The sequence below is a fragment of the Methylobacterium sp. J-076 genome (genome assembly GCF_022829405.1).
GTDB lineage: Bacteria > Pseudomonadota > Alphaproteobacteria > Rhizobiales > Beijerinckiaceae > Methylobacterium.
Genome location: NZ_JAKSXW010000133.1, coordinates 288,202 through 303,507 on the forward strand (window position 1 = coordinate 288,202; position 15,306 = coordinate 303,507).

The window sequence follows — 15,306 nt, forward strand, 5'->3', positions numbered from 1 at the left end:
GCTCACTTCCACCGCGCGATCGTCACGCGCGTGCCTGCCCCGGGCGTCGATTCAATATGGAACTCGTTCGAAAGCCGCTTGGCTCCGCCGAGGCCGAGGCCAAGGCCGCCGCCGGAGGTGAAGTGGTCGGTCATCGCCTGCTCGATGTCGGCGATGCCGGGGCCCTGATCCTCGAAGGTCAGGCGCAGGCCCTTGCGCGTCCCGGCCTGGACGATCTCGGCCCGCATGTCGCCACCGCCGCCGTAGTCGAGGGTGTTGCGCGCGAGCTCGCTCGCGGCGGTGACGATCTTGGTCTGGTCGACGAGCCCGAGGCCGATCTCGATGGCGAGCGCACGGACGCGCTGCCGCACGCGCACAACGTCGTCGCCGGATCGGACGGGCAGGGTCTCAGCCTTCGTGACGGTCACGGTCGCCCCCGCGACCGTCCTCCTCCTCGGCGAGCCGTGCCTGGATCAACGCCATGCCGCGCTCGACGTTGAGGGCGGTCTTGATGCCGGTCAGCTCCAGGCCGAGCTCGACCAGGGTGATGGCGACAGCCGGCCGCATGCCGGCCACGACCGTCTCCGCGTCGAGGACGCGCGAGACGGCGGCGATGCTCACCAGCATGCGCCCGATGAAGGAATCGACGATCTCCAGCGCCGAGATCTCGATTAGGACGCCGCGTGCGCCGGTGCGCGCGATCATGGCGGTGAGGTCCTCCTCCAGCGCGAGGGCGAGGCGGTCGTGCATGTCGACCTGGATGGTGACGATGAGGGCGCCACCCAGCTTCAGGATCGGGATGCGGTCCATGGCGTCAGCGGCGCTCCTCGGTTGATGTTTGCTGGCGCACTACCTTGCGGCCGGTCCGCCTCAGGGCGACGGCGAAGGCGTCGGCCAGGGTCGCCTTCGAGACGACGTTCAGCTCGACGCCAAGATGGACCATGGTCTGGGCGATCTGGGGCCGGATGCCGGAGACGATGCAGTCGGCGCCCATCAGCCGCGCCGCCGCGACGGTCTTCAGCAGGTGCTGCGCCACCAGGGTGTCGACCGTCGGTACGCCGGTTATGTCGATGATGGCGATCTCGGCCTCCTCGTCGACGATCGCCTGGAGCAGGTTCTCCATCACGACGCCGGTCCGGGCGCTGTCGAGGGTGCCGATGAGCGGCAGCGCGAGGATGCCGTCCCAAAGCCGGACCACCGGGGTCGAGAGCTCGGCGATCTCCTGGCCCTGGCGCCCGATGACCTCCTCGCGGCTGGCCAGGAACACCTCCATGGTGTGCAGGCCGAGCCGGTCGAGCACCTTGCCTCCGGCCCATACTCCGGCCGCCAGGGCGGAGGCGTCCGCGGCGGACGTCCGTCGGAGCGCCTCGAAGACGGGCTCCTTCAACGAGAACACGAAGTTAGCCGTGTCGGTCGGGGTGAACCCCTGGATCGCCCGCGAGCGGGAGATGTCGGCAAGGGTCTCACGCAACGTCGCGTAACCCTCGCCGTCCGCGTCCAGGCCGCCGGCGGCGAGGGCGTCGCTGAACTGACTGAGGACGACCTTGGCCTGGGTCTGGAGCTCGGCCTCGCGGATGCGTCCGCTCTGGAGCGACCCGCTTTCCCTCAAGGCCCCGGTCCAGTCGCCGAGGATCGCGGCCTCGTCCTCCGTCACGGCCCTCTTGAGGACCTCCGTGCCGTCCATGGTCATCCCGTCATCCCTCGTCGTCGTTTAGCGTCTAGCCTGCTCGGCTTGTGGTCGATAGGCGTCATCGCCGCGGTGGGTCTTGCCAGGCCAAGTTGTTCCTGGCCTTCCGGATTCCGACGCCGTTCAACCGGCCCGCAGAAGCAAGGCTACGGCGGCCACCGCGATGACGCCCAAGGTGGCGAGGATGCCGCCGCCGCGGCAGGCGAACTGCACTCATGGCGTTTCTCCTCGTTGGCGGACCCTTGATCCGGGTCTCGCCTGGCCGGGCGGGCTTATGGTCCGGGTCACCGCCGCTTGACAGCTTCGTTCATGCGTGGATCATCCAGACCTGAATGGAATTTGAGCGATGGGTTCGAAGAAGTCCAGACTTCGGTTGGACGACCAGCTCTGCTTCGCGCTTTACGCCGCGACCAACGCGGTGGTGCGCGCCTACCGACCGATGCTTGCCGAGCTCGGACTGACCTACCCGCAGTACCTCGTCATGCTCGCCCTGTGGCAGGACGGTGCCGCACCGGTCCATGCCCTCGCCGAGCGGCTGCAGCTCGGGTCGAACGCCGTCACCCCGCTCGTCGACAAGCTGGAGGCGGCCGGGTTCGTGACCCGCGCCCGCGGCGTGGACCGGCGAGTGGTGTTCGTCGGACTGACCGAGGCCGGCATCAGGCTTGAGGGCGAAGTCTCGGTCGCGCAGCAATCCGTCGTCTGCCGTACCGGCCTCGGCGAGAAGGATCTCGGCGTGCTTCGTCAGGAGCTGAAGGATCTAACCGACCGTATCGCCGCCACCGGTGTGGTGCCGCAGGACGAGCGAACCTAGACGGCTTTCCTGAGGGAGCCGCTGCGGGACACCCTGCCGGTCGTCCCGAACCTCCATGCCTGGCTGGATCGGGTCGGCAAACGTCCGGCGGTGAGGCGAGGCATGGAGGTGCCGAAGACCTAGCAACGGCGCGCGGTCAGTCCTTGTCGAGGATCTCGTCGGCCTTGGCATCGACCCGCTTCCGGTCGGCCGTCGAGAGGTTGCCGGCCTTCTCCTGCTGGGCGGCGCGCGACTTGGCGTTGCGCGCGTGCGCCTTGTCCTCGACGGGGTACTTCCTCTCCTCCGGCAGGGCGTACTTGCCCTTCGGAATGTCCTCGCGGTCCTCGCTCGTCAGCTTCGTCATCTCTCTTGTCCTCCTGGACCATCTCCGTTCCAAGGAAACGTCCCAAGGCCTGGGCGGTGCCGGCGCTCGCACGTGGCCGGCACCGAGGGACTCAGGGATCGGAGCGATCCGGCGACACCTCGTCGGACGAGGGGGCATCCTCCCTCGGTGGTGCCGGCGGCAGGTGCGGCGGGGGCAGGCGTCCGGGGCTGGGCGGCGTCGGCAGGCCGATGTCCTCGGTCACCGGTGGCTCCGCCGGTAGGTCACGGTCGTCGATCATCGCCTTCTCCTATCCCAATCCGCGCCGGGAAACCCTATGCGGTGCCGTTGCCACCGGTGGCGCCGTAGACCTCGCCGGTCACGAAGCTCGCCTCCTGGGACGCCAGGAACACGTAGATCGGCGCGAGCTCGACGGGCTGGCCGGGGCGGCCGAGCGGCACCTCGGACCCGAACTTCTCGACCGCTTCCTGCGGCTGGCCGCCCGATGGCTGCAGCGCGGTCCAGAACGGTCCCGGCGCCACCGCGTTCACCCGGATGCCCTTCTCGATGGACTGCTTGGCCAGAGCCTTCGTGAACGCGATGATGCCTGCCTTGGTGGTGGCGTAGTCGACCAGGATCTTGGGCGGGTTGTAGGCCACCACCGACGCGGTGTTGATGATGGACGCCCCGGCCGGGAGCAGCGGCATCGCGGCCTTGGTGATCCAGAACATGGCGTAGAGGTTCGTCTTCAGCGTCAGGTCGAACTGCTCGTCCGTGATGTCGCCGATGTCCTTCTGGTTGATCTGCTTGCCGGCGTTGTTCACCAGGATGTCGAGGCCGCCCAGGCCCGTGATCGCCTTGTGGACCAGGGTCTCGCAGAACGCCTTGTCGGTGATGTCGCCGGGCAGGAGGATCGCCTTGCGCCCCTCGGCCTCGATGAGCTTGGCGACCTCCCGGGCGTCGGGCATCTCGGCCTCGACGAAGCTCAGGGCCACGTCGGCGCCCTCGCGGGCGAAGGCGATGGCGGCCGCGCGCCCGATGCCGCTGTCGGCGCCGGTCACCAGGGCCTTACGCCCCGCCAAGCGCCCGTGTCCGACGTAGCTGGTCTCGCCATGGTCCGGCTTCGGGTCCATCGCCTCGGCGAGGCCCGGCGCCTCCTGGGGTTGGCGCTTGAACGGCGGCTGCGGGTACTGGGTGCGCGGGTCCTGCATTGTGAGGCGCTGGTCGGCGGCGTCGGTCATGAAGTTGTCCTGGCGCACCGACTTCGTACGGGACAGCCCGTGCGGCGCGCGTCTTGGGTGATGCTGTCCGGGAACTTCGGAAATCGGCCCCGCCCCCGGATGTTCCGGCCCCTGCGGCCATGCGGACGCCTCCGGGGCTTCGTCAGGCCGCTTCGCCCCGCCTGTCCCCGAGCGCCGCCAAGGCCTCGTCGGCGGCCCTTACCCCGCTGTCGTGGGCTCCGTGTGCGGTGGTGAAGTCGAAAGGATGCGTCGCCTCGCCGGCGAAGAACAGGCGGTCCTCGAATGGCCGGGCCAGCCGCGCCCGTGCATCGGATCGGCCCGGCAGGGCGCAACTATACGCCCCACCGATGGACGCCATCCGGCTCCAGGACGTCGCCGCAAGGGGGCGGATGGCCGACGCCACGTCACTGCCGAACAGTGAAGCTAGTTCGGCCGACACGTGGGCGAAGCCGGCGGCCGGGCCTTCCTCCGCCACGATGCGGGCGCCGTCGCCACCGAGGAACGCCTCGATCACCGGCCACCCGTGGGGACGGATGGAATAGGCGGCGGACCTCGCGTCGTCGAGATTGCCATAGGCATGTGTGTCCGCCTCGAACGCGGCATCGCGCCCGATTTCAAGGAAGACCTTCTCGTTGCGGCCCAAAGGTAGTGCGGCGGCCGCCTCGCGCCAGGGATCGGTTCCGGAGGGAAGGCGGATCGCGTCGCCGGCCAGGACCGCGGTCGAGACCGTGAGAATGGCGGCCCCGACGCGGACGGTGCCGGCGCGGGTTGTGACGGCGACGCCGTCCGCCGTCAGGTCGATCCGCTCGGCGGGGGTGGCGAGCCGCAGCGTCGTCGCGGACGGCAGGCTGGCGGCGACGAGCGTGCCGTAACCGAGCGGCACGTGCCAATTCCTGCCCGTCGAGGCATCGTCGTAGGCCAGGTAGTCGATGGCGGAGATCTCCTCGGGTCCGACGCCACTCATGAAGCCGGCGATGGCCCGCACGTAGGCGTTCCACACGCCGCCGGGCTCAAGCGCGTCGCTGGCTCGGTCGCTGTCCGCAGCGACCGAGCGGAGCCGTTCTTCCCAGTCGCCGTACGCCTTCTGTGCCGCCTCCTGGGCATCCTCGTCCTGGGTGATGCCGGGGTGCGCCATCGACCAGGGCGGCTCGCCCCGGTCGACCTGGAAGCCCGATGCCTCGGCGATGGCGACCCAGGAGTTGCGGTCGCCCGAATGGAGCCACTCGCAGCCGAGGTCGAGCGGATACCCACCCAGCTCTTGCGTGAAGGCTCGGCCTCCGAGGCGCGCGGACGCCTCAAGCAGCACGGCGGATGAGCCGTGGGCCGCAAGCCGCCGCGCGGCACCGATGCCGGCGGCGCCTCCCCCCACGATGATGACGTCGAACGCGTTGCCCATGAGGCCAAGATGAGGTCGGCCAGGACAGCTTCCAACTGTTCAGGTGCGATTGAGCGGGCGGTGCTCCTAGACCTCCACGCCTCAGCGTCGACGCGAATTCCCTTCGAGATCGACGGCTTGGCCTCCGCCTGCCGGAAGGCGACGACGGCGGCGTTCGTGTTAAGGGCTCACCGGTACCCGTTCACCGCAGGATATTTATCGGATCCTTTTGAGTGCCTCGAAACGATCGACGACGTCGGTTTCCTGCTCCTCGTCTGGCACCTGCCACCGTGCCATTCCATCTCCCATGTGAAGCAGCGAGATGACCTTGTCGAAGGCGGTCGCGTGGACCGTGTGTTCCTCAACGTCCTCGTCGAACCAGACCCCCGCGGCATGCTTGATGCCCACGCGGCATTCGTCGGCCAGGTGCGGTTGCGCGGCGCCGGAAGCCGGGGGGATCTCGTACGGCCTGCCCGAAGTCTTGATGTACCGCCCGGTCCTGTAGGCGAGTCCGCTGGAACGAGCCCAAAGGGCATACCCCTCCGTCGACACGACCATGACGGAACGACGTTCGGTATGTTCCAGCCAACGTAGCACCGCCGCAGTCAGCGAGACGCCGTATCGTTCGGCGAGTGCCCCCAGCTCCAGAAGCGTCGGCTTGGCCTTCGGGTCGATCTGACGACGGAGATCGTGCGAGGGCATCAGAAGGGCGGCGGCGAACTCGTCGGCCTCCTTCTCGATGTCCTTGCCGGCCCGGTGGCTGACGTCCTCTTCCTTGCAGTAGATGCCGTGCAGGGGAATTCGGTGCCGGTGGAGGAGGTAGTGGCCGACTTCGTGCGCCACGGTGAAACGCCGTCGCCCCGGCGTGGCCTCGGAGTTGCTGATGACGAGCCACCCCCGCCGGTCGTCGCGGAGCGGCACCAACGCCCCCTCGAAGCCCCGGATCGGCCGGCTCTCGATCCCGAGTACCGGGTCGTCGGGCCAGACCTGCTGCGAGTATTCGAGGATGAGTTGCTCGACATCGACGGGATACCGGTCGTCCCCCATCACCTTGTCGAGCATCTGGGTCAGCTGGATCGCCCAACGCAGGGGGCTCATCTGTGCGGGGGCGGCCATGGCGCTCTCGATTCGATTCGAGGCCAGGGTCGCAGGACATCACCACCGCCACAACGGCGGCACCGGCTCTCGCGCGTCGGCCGTCACTTTCTGAACGTCTCCGTGATCCTCCGGATCTGATCCTTCACGTCCGGGTCCAGACCCTTGAACTTGCGAAAAAAAGCTTCGTCCTCCGCGGTCACGAGGTCGGCCTTGGCGTCCATCAGGTAGTCCGACGTCACTCCGAGCGCCTTCGCGATCCGGTCGATCTTCTCCGCGGAGGGCCGCGGGGGGTTCTTGTTCTCAAGCTCCCACACGTAGGACTTGCTGGAGCCGGTCATCTCCCCGAGCTGATCGAGGGTCAGCCCGGACTTCTTCCTGAGCTCGCGGATCTTCTCGCCAAAGGTCGCCACCGCCGCCCGTCTCCCAAGCCATCGCGAGAATCGAAAAGTTCGCCGTAGGATAACATCGCGTCCTTGACAGGCGATACCCTAGGGCCCAAGTTCGGTGTAGACATACCTAATAGGGCGTTACTGCGAACAAGCGAGGGGGCATGACCGCCACGGTTTCACACTTCAAGGTCGGCTGCGGGGACATGACGTTGTTCCGATTCGACGACGGCCGCACGCTGCTTGTCGACATCAATATCCGGCCCGCGGCTGTCGATCCGGAAGACGAGACGCCGAACGTGATCGACCAGCTCCGAGAGCGCCTCGACACCGACGGAGACGGCCGCGTCTACGTGGACGCCTTCCTTCTGACGCACCCCGACAAGGATCACATCCTGGGCCTCGTCGAGCATTTCCATCTCGGGCCGCCCTCGGATTGGTCCGAGCGTACCGACAAGATCCTGATCCGCGAAATGTGGAGTTCGCCCATCGTCTTCCGGCGTGCTTCCCGCAACCACCCGCTTTGCGATGACGCCTGCGCATGGTCCACGGAGGCGCGCCGCCGGGTCCGCCTCTTCGAGGAACAGGGCATCGGCGGTCACGGCGACAAGGTCATCATCCTGGGTGAGGACATCGACGGTAAGACCGACGATCTCGAAGAGATCCTGGTGAAGGCCGGCGAAAGCTTTTCCGTCATCGCGGGCCAGACCGGTGCCTTCCAGGCAGACTTGCTGGCACCGATGCTCGCCGATACCGATGAGGAAGCCGAGGAGCTGTCCAAAAACAACTCGTCGGTGATCTTGTCCATGGCAATCACGGGCGACCACGTTCCGTCGGCCGCCCGCTACTTGATCGGCGGCGACGCCGAGGTCGCGATCTGGGAGAGGATGAGGAAGGAGTACGCCGATCAGGATCTCGCCTACGACATCTTGATCGCGCCGCACCACTGCTCCTGGCACAGCCTGTCCCACGACAGCTGGTCCGACCTGGGCGAAGACGTAGAGGTCTCGGAAGACGCCCGCTCGGCGCTCGGGCAGGCGAATGCGCAGGCAAGGATCATTGCCAGCTGCAAGACGATCACGGACGACGACAGCGACCCGCCCTGCGTCAGGGCAGAGCGCGAGTACCGTGAGATCCTCTCCGAACGGGGGGGTACGTTCACGTGCGTCGCGGACCAGCCGGGCGACGGCCCCTATGAGATCGAGATCACTGCTGGCGGACATCGTCCCAAGCGGGTCCGGCTCGCGGCGACCGCTGCGGCGGTGACCGGTCTCGGCACCCAGCCGTTCGCTCACGGATGAGCCCGGCCCTGCCCGAGCTCCCGACCCCAAGCCCGGTGACCCGGGCTCTCCGCGCCGCCGAGGCCCACCCGGCGGTGAAGGGGATCGAATGGGTGCCTGACGACGGCCACGGGCAAGCCGTGGCGGTCCTGGCGATGGACTCGAACCTCCCGAGCCGTTGGCTGGCGCGGGGCCATTCCGACAACGGCGTGCGGGCCATCGAGCCCGTCAAGGTCGTGTTCGGAAAACACTTCCCGTGGTCGGCACCGACGTTCAACCTGCGCGACGACTTCGACCGCTCGCATCCCCATCTCCAGCCGTGGGGTCCCGGACGCCCGCCCGAGCCTTGTGTCGTCTTCGGCTCCGCCACCGAGCTGATGCGTTCGCGCGGCTTCACCGGCCTGTTGGACCAGATGGCCGACTGGCTGGAGCGTGCCGCGGAAGTGCGCCTGATAGATCCCGCGCATGGCTGGGAGCCGACACGGCGAGACGACCTGCACGACACGGCCATCGTCGATGCCGCCTGGGCACGGTCGCTACAAAAACGCGACGAAGGCTGTACTTCGTTCGAGGCAACCTACCGTGCGGCGGCCGAAGCTGATGGAACGGTGTCGACCTATTTCGTGACGCTGTCCGACACCTCGATGGTGATCCGTGACGGCATCAGGGGCGATTGGACGTTCAGCGAGAACGACGGCATCCGTGCCGGCCGCACCATCGGGCTCGTCGCCTGGTCCGGCAAGGCGCCGAATGGAAGCCCCTTCGTAGGAGCGAAGTATCTTCCTGAAACGGTGACCGACGTTCGAAGCCTGCTGATGCGTGCCGCGGATCTAGGTTGCGGCGACCAACTGCGCGCAAGGCTCGACTTAGTCCAGCAAAGGATGCAGGGCCGGAGCTTCAAGATCCCCATGCCGTTGCTGGTGATCCTGCTCGTCCGCAGGCCGTCGAACCTCATCGGTACGAGCTCGGCCGTGGAGATGCTTCCCTACGTGATCGAGGTCGAGGGGAACGCCGACCTCTCTCCGACGAGCGTCACGCCGGTTAGGATCGCCATGCATCGCGATCAGATCTCGGTCGACCTGCTCCGCGGCGCGTCCGGCGAGGAATCGGGAGACCGACCTGGCTGGACGCTGATCGGTTGTGGCAGTGTCGGCTCGAAGATCGCGGTGCACATGGGACGCGCGGGATTGGCGCCGTCGCTGGTGATCGACCGGAAGGTGATGGCGCCTCACAACATGGCGCGGCACGCCCTTCTTCCTCGGTCGCCGGGTGCGAGCATCTCCTGGAAAAAGTCGGAGTTTCTGGCCCAAGCGTTGAGCTGTCTCGCGCAGCCCCCGCGCATGCTCCACACCAACGTGGCCGGTGCCCTTGTCTCGTCGGAGAAGGACCCGGCCGACATCATGCCCGGCGACCACTACGCCGTCGTCAATGCGACTGCCTCCATCTCCGTTCGAGAAGCCTTGGCTTTGGGCAGGGTCGCGACGAGGCGCCCTCGGGTGATCGAGACCTGCCTGCTCGCGGGCGGAAAGATTGGTTACGTCGCGGTGGAAGGGCCGAACGCGAACCCACGGACCGACGACCTTGCGGTCGAGGCCTATCGCCTGCTCGGCGACGACCCATCGGTGAACGCCGAGGTCTTCGGCTCCTGGGCCGAGGCTCGGGCCATCGAGATCGGTCAGGGCTGCTCCTCGCTCACGTTCCCGATGCCCGATGCGCTGTTGTCCGCGATGACCGCGCCGATGGCCACCATGCTCACCCGTTACCAATCTTCCGGCCTACCCGATGATTGCGGGCACCTCGTGCTCGGGAAACTGGCCGCGGATGGTCTCGGGCTGAGTTGGGAGCGGACGGTCGTGTCCCCGTTCGTCGAAGCCGATCCCGCCCAGCCGGGCGTCCTCGCTCGGATCAGCGGTCGTGTGCACGATGCCATCTGCCGGGAGGTGGCGTCGAAGGCGGGTAGCGAGACCGGCGGCGTGATCGTCGGTCGCTTTTCCGAAGCTTCCGAAACCTTCCATGTCGTAGACTTGATCGAGGCGCCTCCCGACAGCCGGTTCAGCCCCGAGGAATTCGTACTCGGAACCCAAGGCCTACGCGATCGGATCGTCGAGCTCGTCAAGCGAACGAACGGTACGATCTACCCGCTGGGAACCTGGCACAATCATCTTGTCAGCAGCGGGCCGTCCGCGACGGACTTGTCGACCGCACTGCTTCTCGCGCCAGCGCAAACCACCCCCCTCCTCATGCTGATCCACACGCCGGACGGATACAGGAGGATCGTTTCAGAGGTCGTTAGACGCCCCGGTACGGATCGCGCCTAGGGCGAGATTTTCGGGTGAACGGTCGCGGAGGAAACCACGTGGCGAAGGACAGCAAGACCAAGTCCCTCAAGGACGCGAACCGCCCGAAGCTATGGGCCACCATCGCGATGAACGTCGTCGTCCTGTACGCCTTCACGCAGTACGAGGCCGTGTCGGCCGCGGGTCTCAAGGGCCTCGTGGCGGGCGCGACGAGCTTGGTGCCCCTGACGCTGGCCCTTATCCTCACGACCATCGCCAACGGCTTCCTGAGCGACAAGATCAAGGTCTGGTTGGTGTTCCTGCGGCGCCGGCATGCCCTGCCCGGCCATCGTGCCTTCAGCCAGTTCGCCGGATCCGACCCGCGCATCGACGTGGATGGTTTGAGGAAGTTGCTCGGTAAGGATTGGCCGACCGAACCGGAGGGCGAGAACCGGACGTGGTACCGGCTGTTCAAGGAGATCGAGAACGACCCGGCCGTCCTCTACGCCCATGGAGAATACCTGTTCACACGCGACTATGCTGGCTTCGCCGCGCTGTTCGTCGTCGGTCTCGGCACGGCGGCGGCGTTCACGGTCCGGCCGATCCCGGTGCTGCTCGTCTATCTCGGGTGCCTGATCCTCCAGTTCATGGTGGTGAGGCACGTGGCGGTCACTTACGGGAACCGCTTCGTCTGCACCGTCCTCGCCAGGAAGTCGGCGCGCCCGATAAAGGAGCCCGCGGCAAGGGCGAAGCGCGCATCCCGCCCAACGAAGGCGACCTAGGCCTCCGCGGCCTTGCGCACGATGGTGCCGTCGGGGCCCGCCTCGAAAAACCGCTCCCACCTTACCCGCATCATCATCTTCTTCCGCAGCGTGCCCGCGTCCAGGGGCTCCCTGTGAAGCCGGGCGCCGCGGTGGATCGACGGCCTCAGTCCGGCCAGGATCTCGTCCATCGGCAGCGACCCGCCCACCGGCATCAGGTCGCGCACCTCCCGCATGACGCGGTCCCAGAACTCCTCGGCCCTGATCCTGTCGAGGCGCTCGCGCAGGCGCACGTTCTCGGTCCGTAGCGCCTCGGCCTCCTGCCGCGCCGCGTCCGTCTCCAGCGTCAGCCGCGCGTTCGCCGCCGTCAGCACGTCGAGGGCCGCCAGCGCCTCGTCGCGCATCTCGTCGTTGGCCCGGCGCCGCGCCTCGTCCCGCCCGCGGTCGTTCGCCAGGCTCGCCGCCTCCGCCTCCTTCGCCGCCTCAACCACCAGGAAGGCGAACTTGACGAGCTCGCCCTGGACGCCCTCCGGCAGGTGGTCGACCTCCAGCCCCGGCTTGTAGTCCCGCTCGACCTTCCACTCGGCCATGTGAGGCCCGACCGCCCGGTTCGAGCCCCCGCGCGGCAGCTCGGCGATCACGTTCCGAAGCGAAACCCGCTCCCGCCGCGCCAGTAGCCGGTCGCACGCAAGGAAGACCGCATCCCGCTCCGGCATCGCACCCTCCATCCACCGCGGAAGCCTGCGCCCGGCACGGTTAACCAACCCCCAAAAAAGGTAGCGGGAACCAGGTAGCGCTTCCCGCTCCCCGCTTCCCTACGAGTCGCGCTCCGCCCCCACTTCGGGCTCCCCCGACAGGCACGATGGCCCACGCTCCCGCCGCATCCGCGTCCCGGGGCATCCACCGTAACCACTACCGACAGCTGACGAATTCGCCCCGAGCCTCCTTGACCGCGCGCGCGACCAGGCCCACTGGCCGTCATCCGGATCGCACCGGACCTGATCGGATCTCCCGTGACCCACGCCCCGCGCCTCAAACGGAAAGCCGCGCCCGAACGCCCGCTTTCCCTTCCCGCCCACGGGGCCTGACCGACGCTAATTTTCGCGCGGCGGCCCGAGAAGGCCGTCATGCCCGACACCCAGACGCACGTCCCCGCCATCACCGCGCCACCGCTCCGCACCGACGACCCCGCCAAGGCCATCGGCGATCTCTTCAGGCGCCTGGCGCTCGCGAGCGAGACCTTTGGCCCGCCAGCCTTCGAGCGCATCGTCGCCGCCGTGCTGGTCGCCCTGGGACGCGCCGCCCTCGAAGAGGCCGAGCGCGAGGCCCGTTGGCGACGGGAGCGCGACGCCCGGCGCCCTGGGGAGATCACCGCACCCCGGAGCATTCACGCCGGCGATTTCGACGGCATGGCCACCGGCGACCCCGAGTAGGTTCGAGACGTGCCGGCGGTCCCGGGCGCGGTCCGCAGCGCCGCCGTCGCGGTCCCTTCGGCGGCGGCGGAGCGCGTCCAGGCACGCCGACGCAGGGCTCCCGTCGCTTCAGGCAGTTTCCTCAAGCATCGACCGCGGCTTGCCGACAGCCACCTCGATCGACGTCTCGGTGGGCGAGGATAACCGAAGACCCCCATGTCGTCCCGTGCCCCGGGGTCGAAGTCGTAGTCCGCCCCGCTCGAAAGCGCGTAGCCGCCGACCCCCCGCTTGCGCGCCATGAGCTGGATCCACTAGGCGGGAGGAAACCCGGGCGGAAGGCGCCAGACCAGGTGCAGGCCGCCCTCGCCGCCGAGGGCGATGGCGGGGTACCAAGCGTCGGGTTCTTACAGCTAGGCAGGCACGAGACCGATGCTTGCCGTATCCTCCGATGCGACGCCATTCCTGCGGTGGCGAAAGTCGCTCAACGCCCGGTAGACCTGTAGGCGCGCCCGCATCACGGAGCCGAGCGGCCGGTGAGCCGCGAGGCTGTGGGCCGGCCGGAAGGTCATCACCTCGTCGAAGTAGCGCACGCGGTCCGGCGCATAGGCATCCTGGCGGGGCAGGCGCAGCGTCGCGACGGTGCGATAGGGGCTGATCGCGACCGGCCAGTCGATCGAGGCGTCCTCGATGGGCTGCTTCTCGGCGTCGGCCCAGAGCTGGGCCTTCAACTCGAACACCACCTCGTTCTCCCGGAAGAAGGCCACCGTGGCGTGGCGGAAGCCATCCTCGTCCTGGTGCGGGTCGAGGCGCCACTCGGACAGGGCGCGCTGGCCTTCCGTCGACGGCACGACGCCGAGCTTGGCCACGTAATCGCCGAAGCGAACCGGCGCCTGGCTGAAGTAGCTGTCGGCCAGGGGGTGGCTGTAGGGATGGCCGAAGAAGTCGGCGAGGGCGCTCTCCGTCCCGAAGGCGTGCAGTGCCCGGTTGAGGTTGCGCATGGTCGAGGAGACCGCGCTCTTGACCCCCTCCGGCAAACCCGTCGACTTGCCGATGACCGTGCCGTCCCGCAGGAAGCCGGCCGCCGTGCCCGAGGGGAAGGTGGTCCCGGTCGCGAGCACGAAGTCCTGCGTATCGACGGCGTGGCCGGGCAGCTTCTCGCCGGGGACGTCGAACACCTTGATCGACATCCCGCGATGGGTCGAGACGCGGTCGCCTAGTGTCTCGCCCGGACCCTGGGCGAAGCGGACGGCGACCGGGTGGGTGCCGGGCTTGGCGAAGAGCCCTTGGGCCAGTTCGGGCGGCAGGCCGGCGGCGATCGTCAACTCGCCGGTTCCGCAGGCCGAACTCTTGGCGTGGCTGGCGCGCACGGCATGGTGCTCGCGTGTCTCGACGGTCTCCGATTGCTGCGTCATGCCGTTGATGATGCCGTCGATGGTCTCCTGCTCGTCCGCGGCGGGCTTCTCGATGTCGGGTGCGTAGCGAAGGTAGGTCATGATCTTCTTCACGGTGATCGGGGAACTGAAGCGGACCGCGGCGGATAAGAGCGCGGCGAATTCGGGGGTCGACGTACTGAGCCGGAAACGGGATCCCGTTCCGAACATCGAGGGGGCCGTGGGCCGTTCCCGGGCAAGGACGACCTTGCGTCCGTAGAAGGTCTGCCTGAATTTTGGCTGCGCTATAAGTTGGCTTTGGAGCGCTGCTACGTTCTTGCGGCCATGGAAGACCGGACCATGGACCCTCTCCAGGGCGGAGGCGGCAAGCTCGGCCGATATGCTCGACGACCCGTGGATGGCCGCGGGCCCGGGTGTGCGACGAGCCATTTCAAGGCGCATCCTTCCCAACCGTCTCCAGGATCACGCGCGCCGTCTCGGCAGGCTGATCCCAATGCGGGAAGTGGCCGCAGTTCTCGAACCAGTGCAGCCGTGCCGACGGGAAGGCTGCCAGGGCGCGTGCAGCCTGGCGCGGCAGCAGCAGGTGGTCTTGGCGGCCCCAGCCTATGGTGACAAGGCCGGGCGTCCTTGCCGAACCCTGCTGCAACGGCCCGCGTGCCAGTTCACGCAGCATCGCATCGAACACCGGTGTGGCCGCCAGGCTCCGCAGCTCCCCTACGACGAGCTGCGGTGGCAGCAGCCACGGACGTGCCGACAGTTGGGCCAGCAGCAGCGTACGGGTGACGGCGTGGCGCGACAGGCCGGGATGGAAGGGCCGCAGCAACCGCACCAGGCGTATCGATGCCGCGAGCGACCAGTGTAGCCAGCGTGTTTCCCACCCGCGCCAGAAACCGCCGGGATCAAGCGCCACGCAGTGCCGACCGATGCCCCGCCGCGCCAGCTCCAGCACCAGCCGGCCCCCCACCGAACTGCCGACGAGGTCCGCCGTCGTCAGGCCTTGCGACTGCACGAAGCCGGCTAGGGCGTCCGCATAGGCCTCCACCGTCTGCCGGCCCGCGAGCGGGGCCGATCTGCCATGTCCCGGCAGGTCGACCAAGATCAGTTCGCGCGAGCCGCGTAATGCGGTCAGGAGCGGATCCCAGGTGTGGAGATTGGCCCCCAACCCATGGACCATCAGTAGCGGCCGGCCCGTGCCTAGGCGTTCGGAATGTAGGGACATGACAGCATCGTCCTTCAATGTTCGCGCTGCAGTCCGAACATTGGTCCGTCGCAGGTTTCGTCAGGCCGGATGTACCGGTCAGGTTCGCG

At 67.9% G+C, this 15,306-nt stretch carries 17 protein-coding genes; 5 read left to right on the forward strand and 12 right to left on the reverse strand.

All coding sequences use genetic code 11. The features are described 5' to 3' along the window. Positions 1-2: 2 nt before the first annotated feature. Genes MKK53_RS16805 through MKK53_RS16815 form a run of 3 tightly spaced genes read right to left on the reverse strand, consistent with a single transcriptional unit; the run spans position 3 to position 1,669 of the window. Positions 3-407: an anti-sigma regulatory factor gene (locus MKK53_RS16805; RefSeq protein ID WP_243929839.1), complete on the reverse strand. Its 405-nt coding sequence runs from the start codon at positions 405-407 to the stop codon at positions 3-5. Beyond that, positions 388-789, reverse strand: coding sequence for an STAS domain-containing protein (locus tag MKK53_RS16810; RefSeq protein ID WP_243929840.1), 402 nt, complete (start codon positions 787-789; stop codon positions 388-390). The genes MKK53_RS16805 and MKK53_RS16810 overlap by 20 nt, the downstream gene beginning before the upstream one ends. Before the next feature lie 4 nt (positions 790-793). After that, complete coding sequence (locus MKK53_RS16815) at positions 794-1,669, reverse strand: STAS domain-containing protein (RefSeq protein WP_243929841.1); 876 nt, start codon at positions 1,667-1,669, stop codon at positions 794-796. Positions 1,670-2,012: 343 nt separating this feature from the next. Between MKK53_RS16815 and MKK53_RS16820 the strand changes: the two genes are divergently transcribed. Further along, the gene (locus tag MKK53_RS16820; RefSeq protein WP_243929842.1) at positions 2,013-2,477 is read left to right on the forward strand and encodes a MarR family winged helix-turn-helix transcriptional regulator; all 465 of its coding nucleotides are present in this window, start codon (positions 2,013-2,015) and stop codon (positions 2,475-2,477) included. Between the two features lie 136 nt (positions 2,478-2,613). Here MKK53_RS16820 and MKK53_RS16825 read toward each other — a convergent pair whose 3' ends face one another. The 6 genes from MKK53_RS16825 to MKK53_RS16850 all read right to left on the reverse strand — a co-directional run bounded on the left by MKK53_RS16825 (position 2,614) and on the right by MKK53_RS16850 (position 6,902). Beyond that, positions 2,614-2,820, reverse strand: coding sequence for a DUF6582 domain-containing protein (locus MKK53_RS16825; protein ID WP_243929843.1), 207 nt, complete (start codon positions 2,818-2,820; stop codon positions 2,614-2,616). Positions 2,821-2,911: 91 nt separating this feature from the next. Beyond that, positions 2,912-3,079 (reverse strand): hypothetical protein, encoded by a 168-nt coding sequence (locus MKK53_RS16830; protein WP_243929844.1) that lies wholly within the window; start codon positions 3,077-3,079, stop codon positions 2,912-2,914. 34 nt (positions 3,080-3,113) lie between these two features. After that, positions 3,114-4,019 (reverse strand): SDR family oxidoreductase, encoded by a 906-nt coding sequence (locus MKK53_RS16835; protein WP_243929845.1) that lies wholly within the window; start codon positions 4,017-4,019, stop codon positions 3,114-3,116. Positions 4,020-4,161: 142 nt separating this feature from the next. Continuing rightward, positions 4,162-5,415 carry a flavin monoamine oxidase family protein gene (locus MKK53_RS16840; protein ID WP_243929846.1) on the reverse strand — a complete coding sequence of 418 codons (1,254 nt, stop codon included), beginning with the start codon at positions 5,413-5,415 and terminating at the stop codon, positions 4,162-4,164. Between the two features lie 195 nt (positions 5,416-5,610). After that, on the reverse strand, positions 5,611-6,510 hold the full coding sequence (locus tag MKK53_RS16845) for an ImmA/IrrE family metallo-endopeptidase (protein WP_243929847.1): 900 nt from the start codon (positions 6,508-6,510) through the stop codon (positions 5,611-5,613). Positions 6,511-6,593: 83 nt separating this feature from the next. Next, complete coding sequence (locus MKK53_RS16850; protein ID WP_243929848.1) at positions 6,594-6,902, reverse strand: helix-turn-helix domain-containing protein; 309 nt, start codon at positions 6,900-6,902, stop codon at positions 6,594-6,596. A gap of 140 nt (positions 6,903-7,042) precedes the next feature. On the opposite strand from MKK53_RS16850, the gene MKK53_RS16855 reads away from it, so the two are divergent. The 3 genes from MKK53_RS16855 (at position 7,043) to MKK53_RS16865 (ending at position 11,216) form a co-directional block, all read left to right on the forward strand. Continuing rightward, the gene (locus tag MKK53_RS16855) at positions 7,043-8,179 is read left to right on the forward strand and encodes a metallohydrolase (RefSeq protein WP_243929849.1); all 1,137 of its coding nucleotides are present in this window, start codon (positions 7,043-7,045) and stop codon (positions 8,177-8,179) included. A 74-nt stretch (positions 8,180-8,253) separates the two neighbouring features. After that, positions 8,254-10,476, forward strand: coding sequence for a Mov34/MPN/PAD-1 family protein (locus MKK53_RS16860; RefSeq protein ID WP_243929850.1), 2,223 nt, complete (start codon positions 8,254-8,256; stop codon positions 10,474-10,476). Between the two features lie 38 nt (positions 10,477-10,514). Next, complete coding sequence (locus tag MKK53_RS16865) at positions 10,515-11,216, forward strand: hypothetical protein (RefSeq protein WP_243929851.1); 702 nt, start codon at positions 10,515-10,517, stop codon at positions 11,214-11,216. Here MKK53_RS16865 and MKK53_RS16870 read toward each other — a convergent pair. Then, entirely contained in the window at positions 11,213-11,911 is a 699-nt protein-coding gene (locus MKK53_RS16870; RefSeq protein WP_243929852.1) for a DNA-binding protein, read from the reverse strand. The genes MKK53_RS16865 and MKK53_RS16870 overlap by 4 nt on opposite strands. Before the next feature lie 411 nt (positions 11,912-12,322). Here MKK53_RS16870 and MKK53_RS16875 point away from each other — a divergent pair, with 411 nt between their 5' ends. After that, positions 12,323-12,628: a hypothetical protein gene (locus tag MKK53_RS16875; RefSeq protein ID WP_243929853.1), complete on the forward strand. Its 306-nt coding sequence runs from the start codon at positions 12,323-12,325 to the stop codon at positions 12,626-12,628. A gap of 389 nt (positions 12,629-13,017) precedes the next feature. On the opposite strand, the gene MKK53_RS16880 is transcribed toward MKK53_RS16875, so the two are convergent. Both MKK53_RS16880 and MKK53_RS16885 read right to left on the reverse strand, forming a co-directional pair. Continuing rightward, positions 13,018-14,100 carry a catalase family protein gene (locus MKK53_RS16880; protein WP_243929854.1) on the reverse strand — a complete coding sequence of 361 codons (1,083 nt, stop codon included), beginning with the start codon at positions 14,098-14,100 and terminating at the stop codon, positions 13,018-13,020. A gap of 328 nt (positions 14,101-14,428) precedes the next feature. Next, positions 14,429-15,217, reverse strand: a complete 789-nt coding sequence (locus MKK53_RS16885; RefSeq protein ID WP_243929855.1) for an alpha/beta fold hydrolase — start codon at positions 15,215-15,217, stop codon at positions 14,429-14,431. Between the last annotated feature and the right edge of the window lie 89 nt (positions 15,218-15,306).

Excerpts from the sequence above, each read along its gene's own strand:
- MKK53_RS16810 (WP_243929840.1), bottom strand. The coding sequence starts at position 789 with ATGGACCGCATCCCGATCCTGAAGCTGGGTGGCGCCCTCATCGTCACC.
- MKK53_RS16815 (WP_243929841.1), bottom strand. The coding sequence starts at position 1,669 with ATGACCATGGACGGCACGGAGGTCCTCAAGAGGGCCGTGACGGAGGAC.
- MKK53_RS16820 (WP_243929842.1), top strand. The coding sequence starts at position 2,013 with ATGGGTTCGAAGAAGTCCAGACTTCGGTTGGACGACCAGCTCTGCTTC.
- MKK53_RS16825 (WP_243929843.1), bottom strand. The coding sequence starts at position 2,820 with ATGACGAAGCTGACGAGCGAGGACCGCGAGGACATTCCGAAGGGCAAG.
- MKK53_RS16830 (WP_243929844.1), bottom strand. The coding sequence starts at position 3,079 with ATGATCGACGACCGTGACCTACCGGCGGAGCCACCGGTGACCGAGGAC.
- MKK53_RS16835 (WP_243929845.1), bottom strand. The coding sequence starts at position 4,019 with ATGACCGACGCCGCCGACCAGCGCCTCACAATGCAGGACCCGCGCACC.
- MKK53_RS16840 (WP_243929846.1), bottom strand. The coding sequence starts at position 5,415 with ATGGGCAACGCGTTCGACGTCATCATCGTGGGGGGAGGCGCCGCCGGC.
- MKK53_RS16845 (WP_243929847.1), bottom strand. The coding sequence starts at position 6,510 with ATGGCCGCCCCCGCACAGATGAGCCCCCTGCGTTGGGCGATCCAGCTG.
- MKK53_RS16855 (WP_243929849.1), top strand. The coding sequence starts at position 7,043 with ATGACCGCCACGGTTTCACACTTCAAGGTCGGCTGCGGGGACATGACG.
- MKK53_RS16870 (WP_243929852.1), bottom strand. The coding sequence starts at position 11,911 with ATGCCGGAGCGGGATGCGGTCTTCCTTGCGTGCGACCGGCTACTGGCG.
- MKK53_RS16875 (WP_243929853.1), top strand. The coding sequence starts at position 12,323 with ATGCCCGACACCCAGACGCACGTCCCCGCCATCACCGCGCCACCGCTC.
- MKK53_RS16880 (WP_243929854.1), bottom strand. The coding sequence starts at position 14,100 with ATGACCTACCTTCGCTACGCACCCGACATCGAGAAGCCCGCCGCGGAC.
- MKK53_RS16885 (WP_243929855.1), bottom strand. The coding sequence starts at position 15,217 with ATGTCCCTACATTCCGAACGCCTAGGCACGGGCCGGCCGCTACTGATG.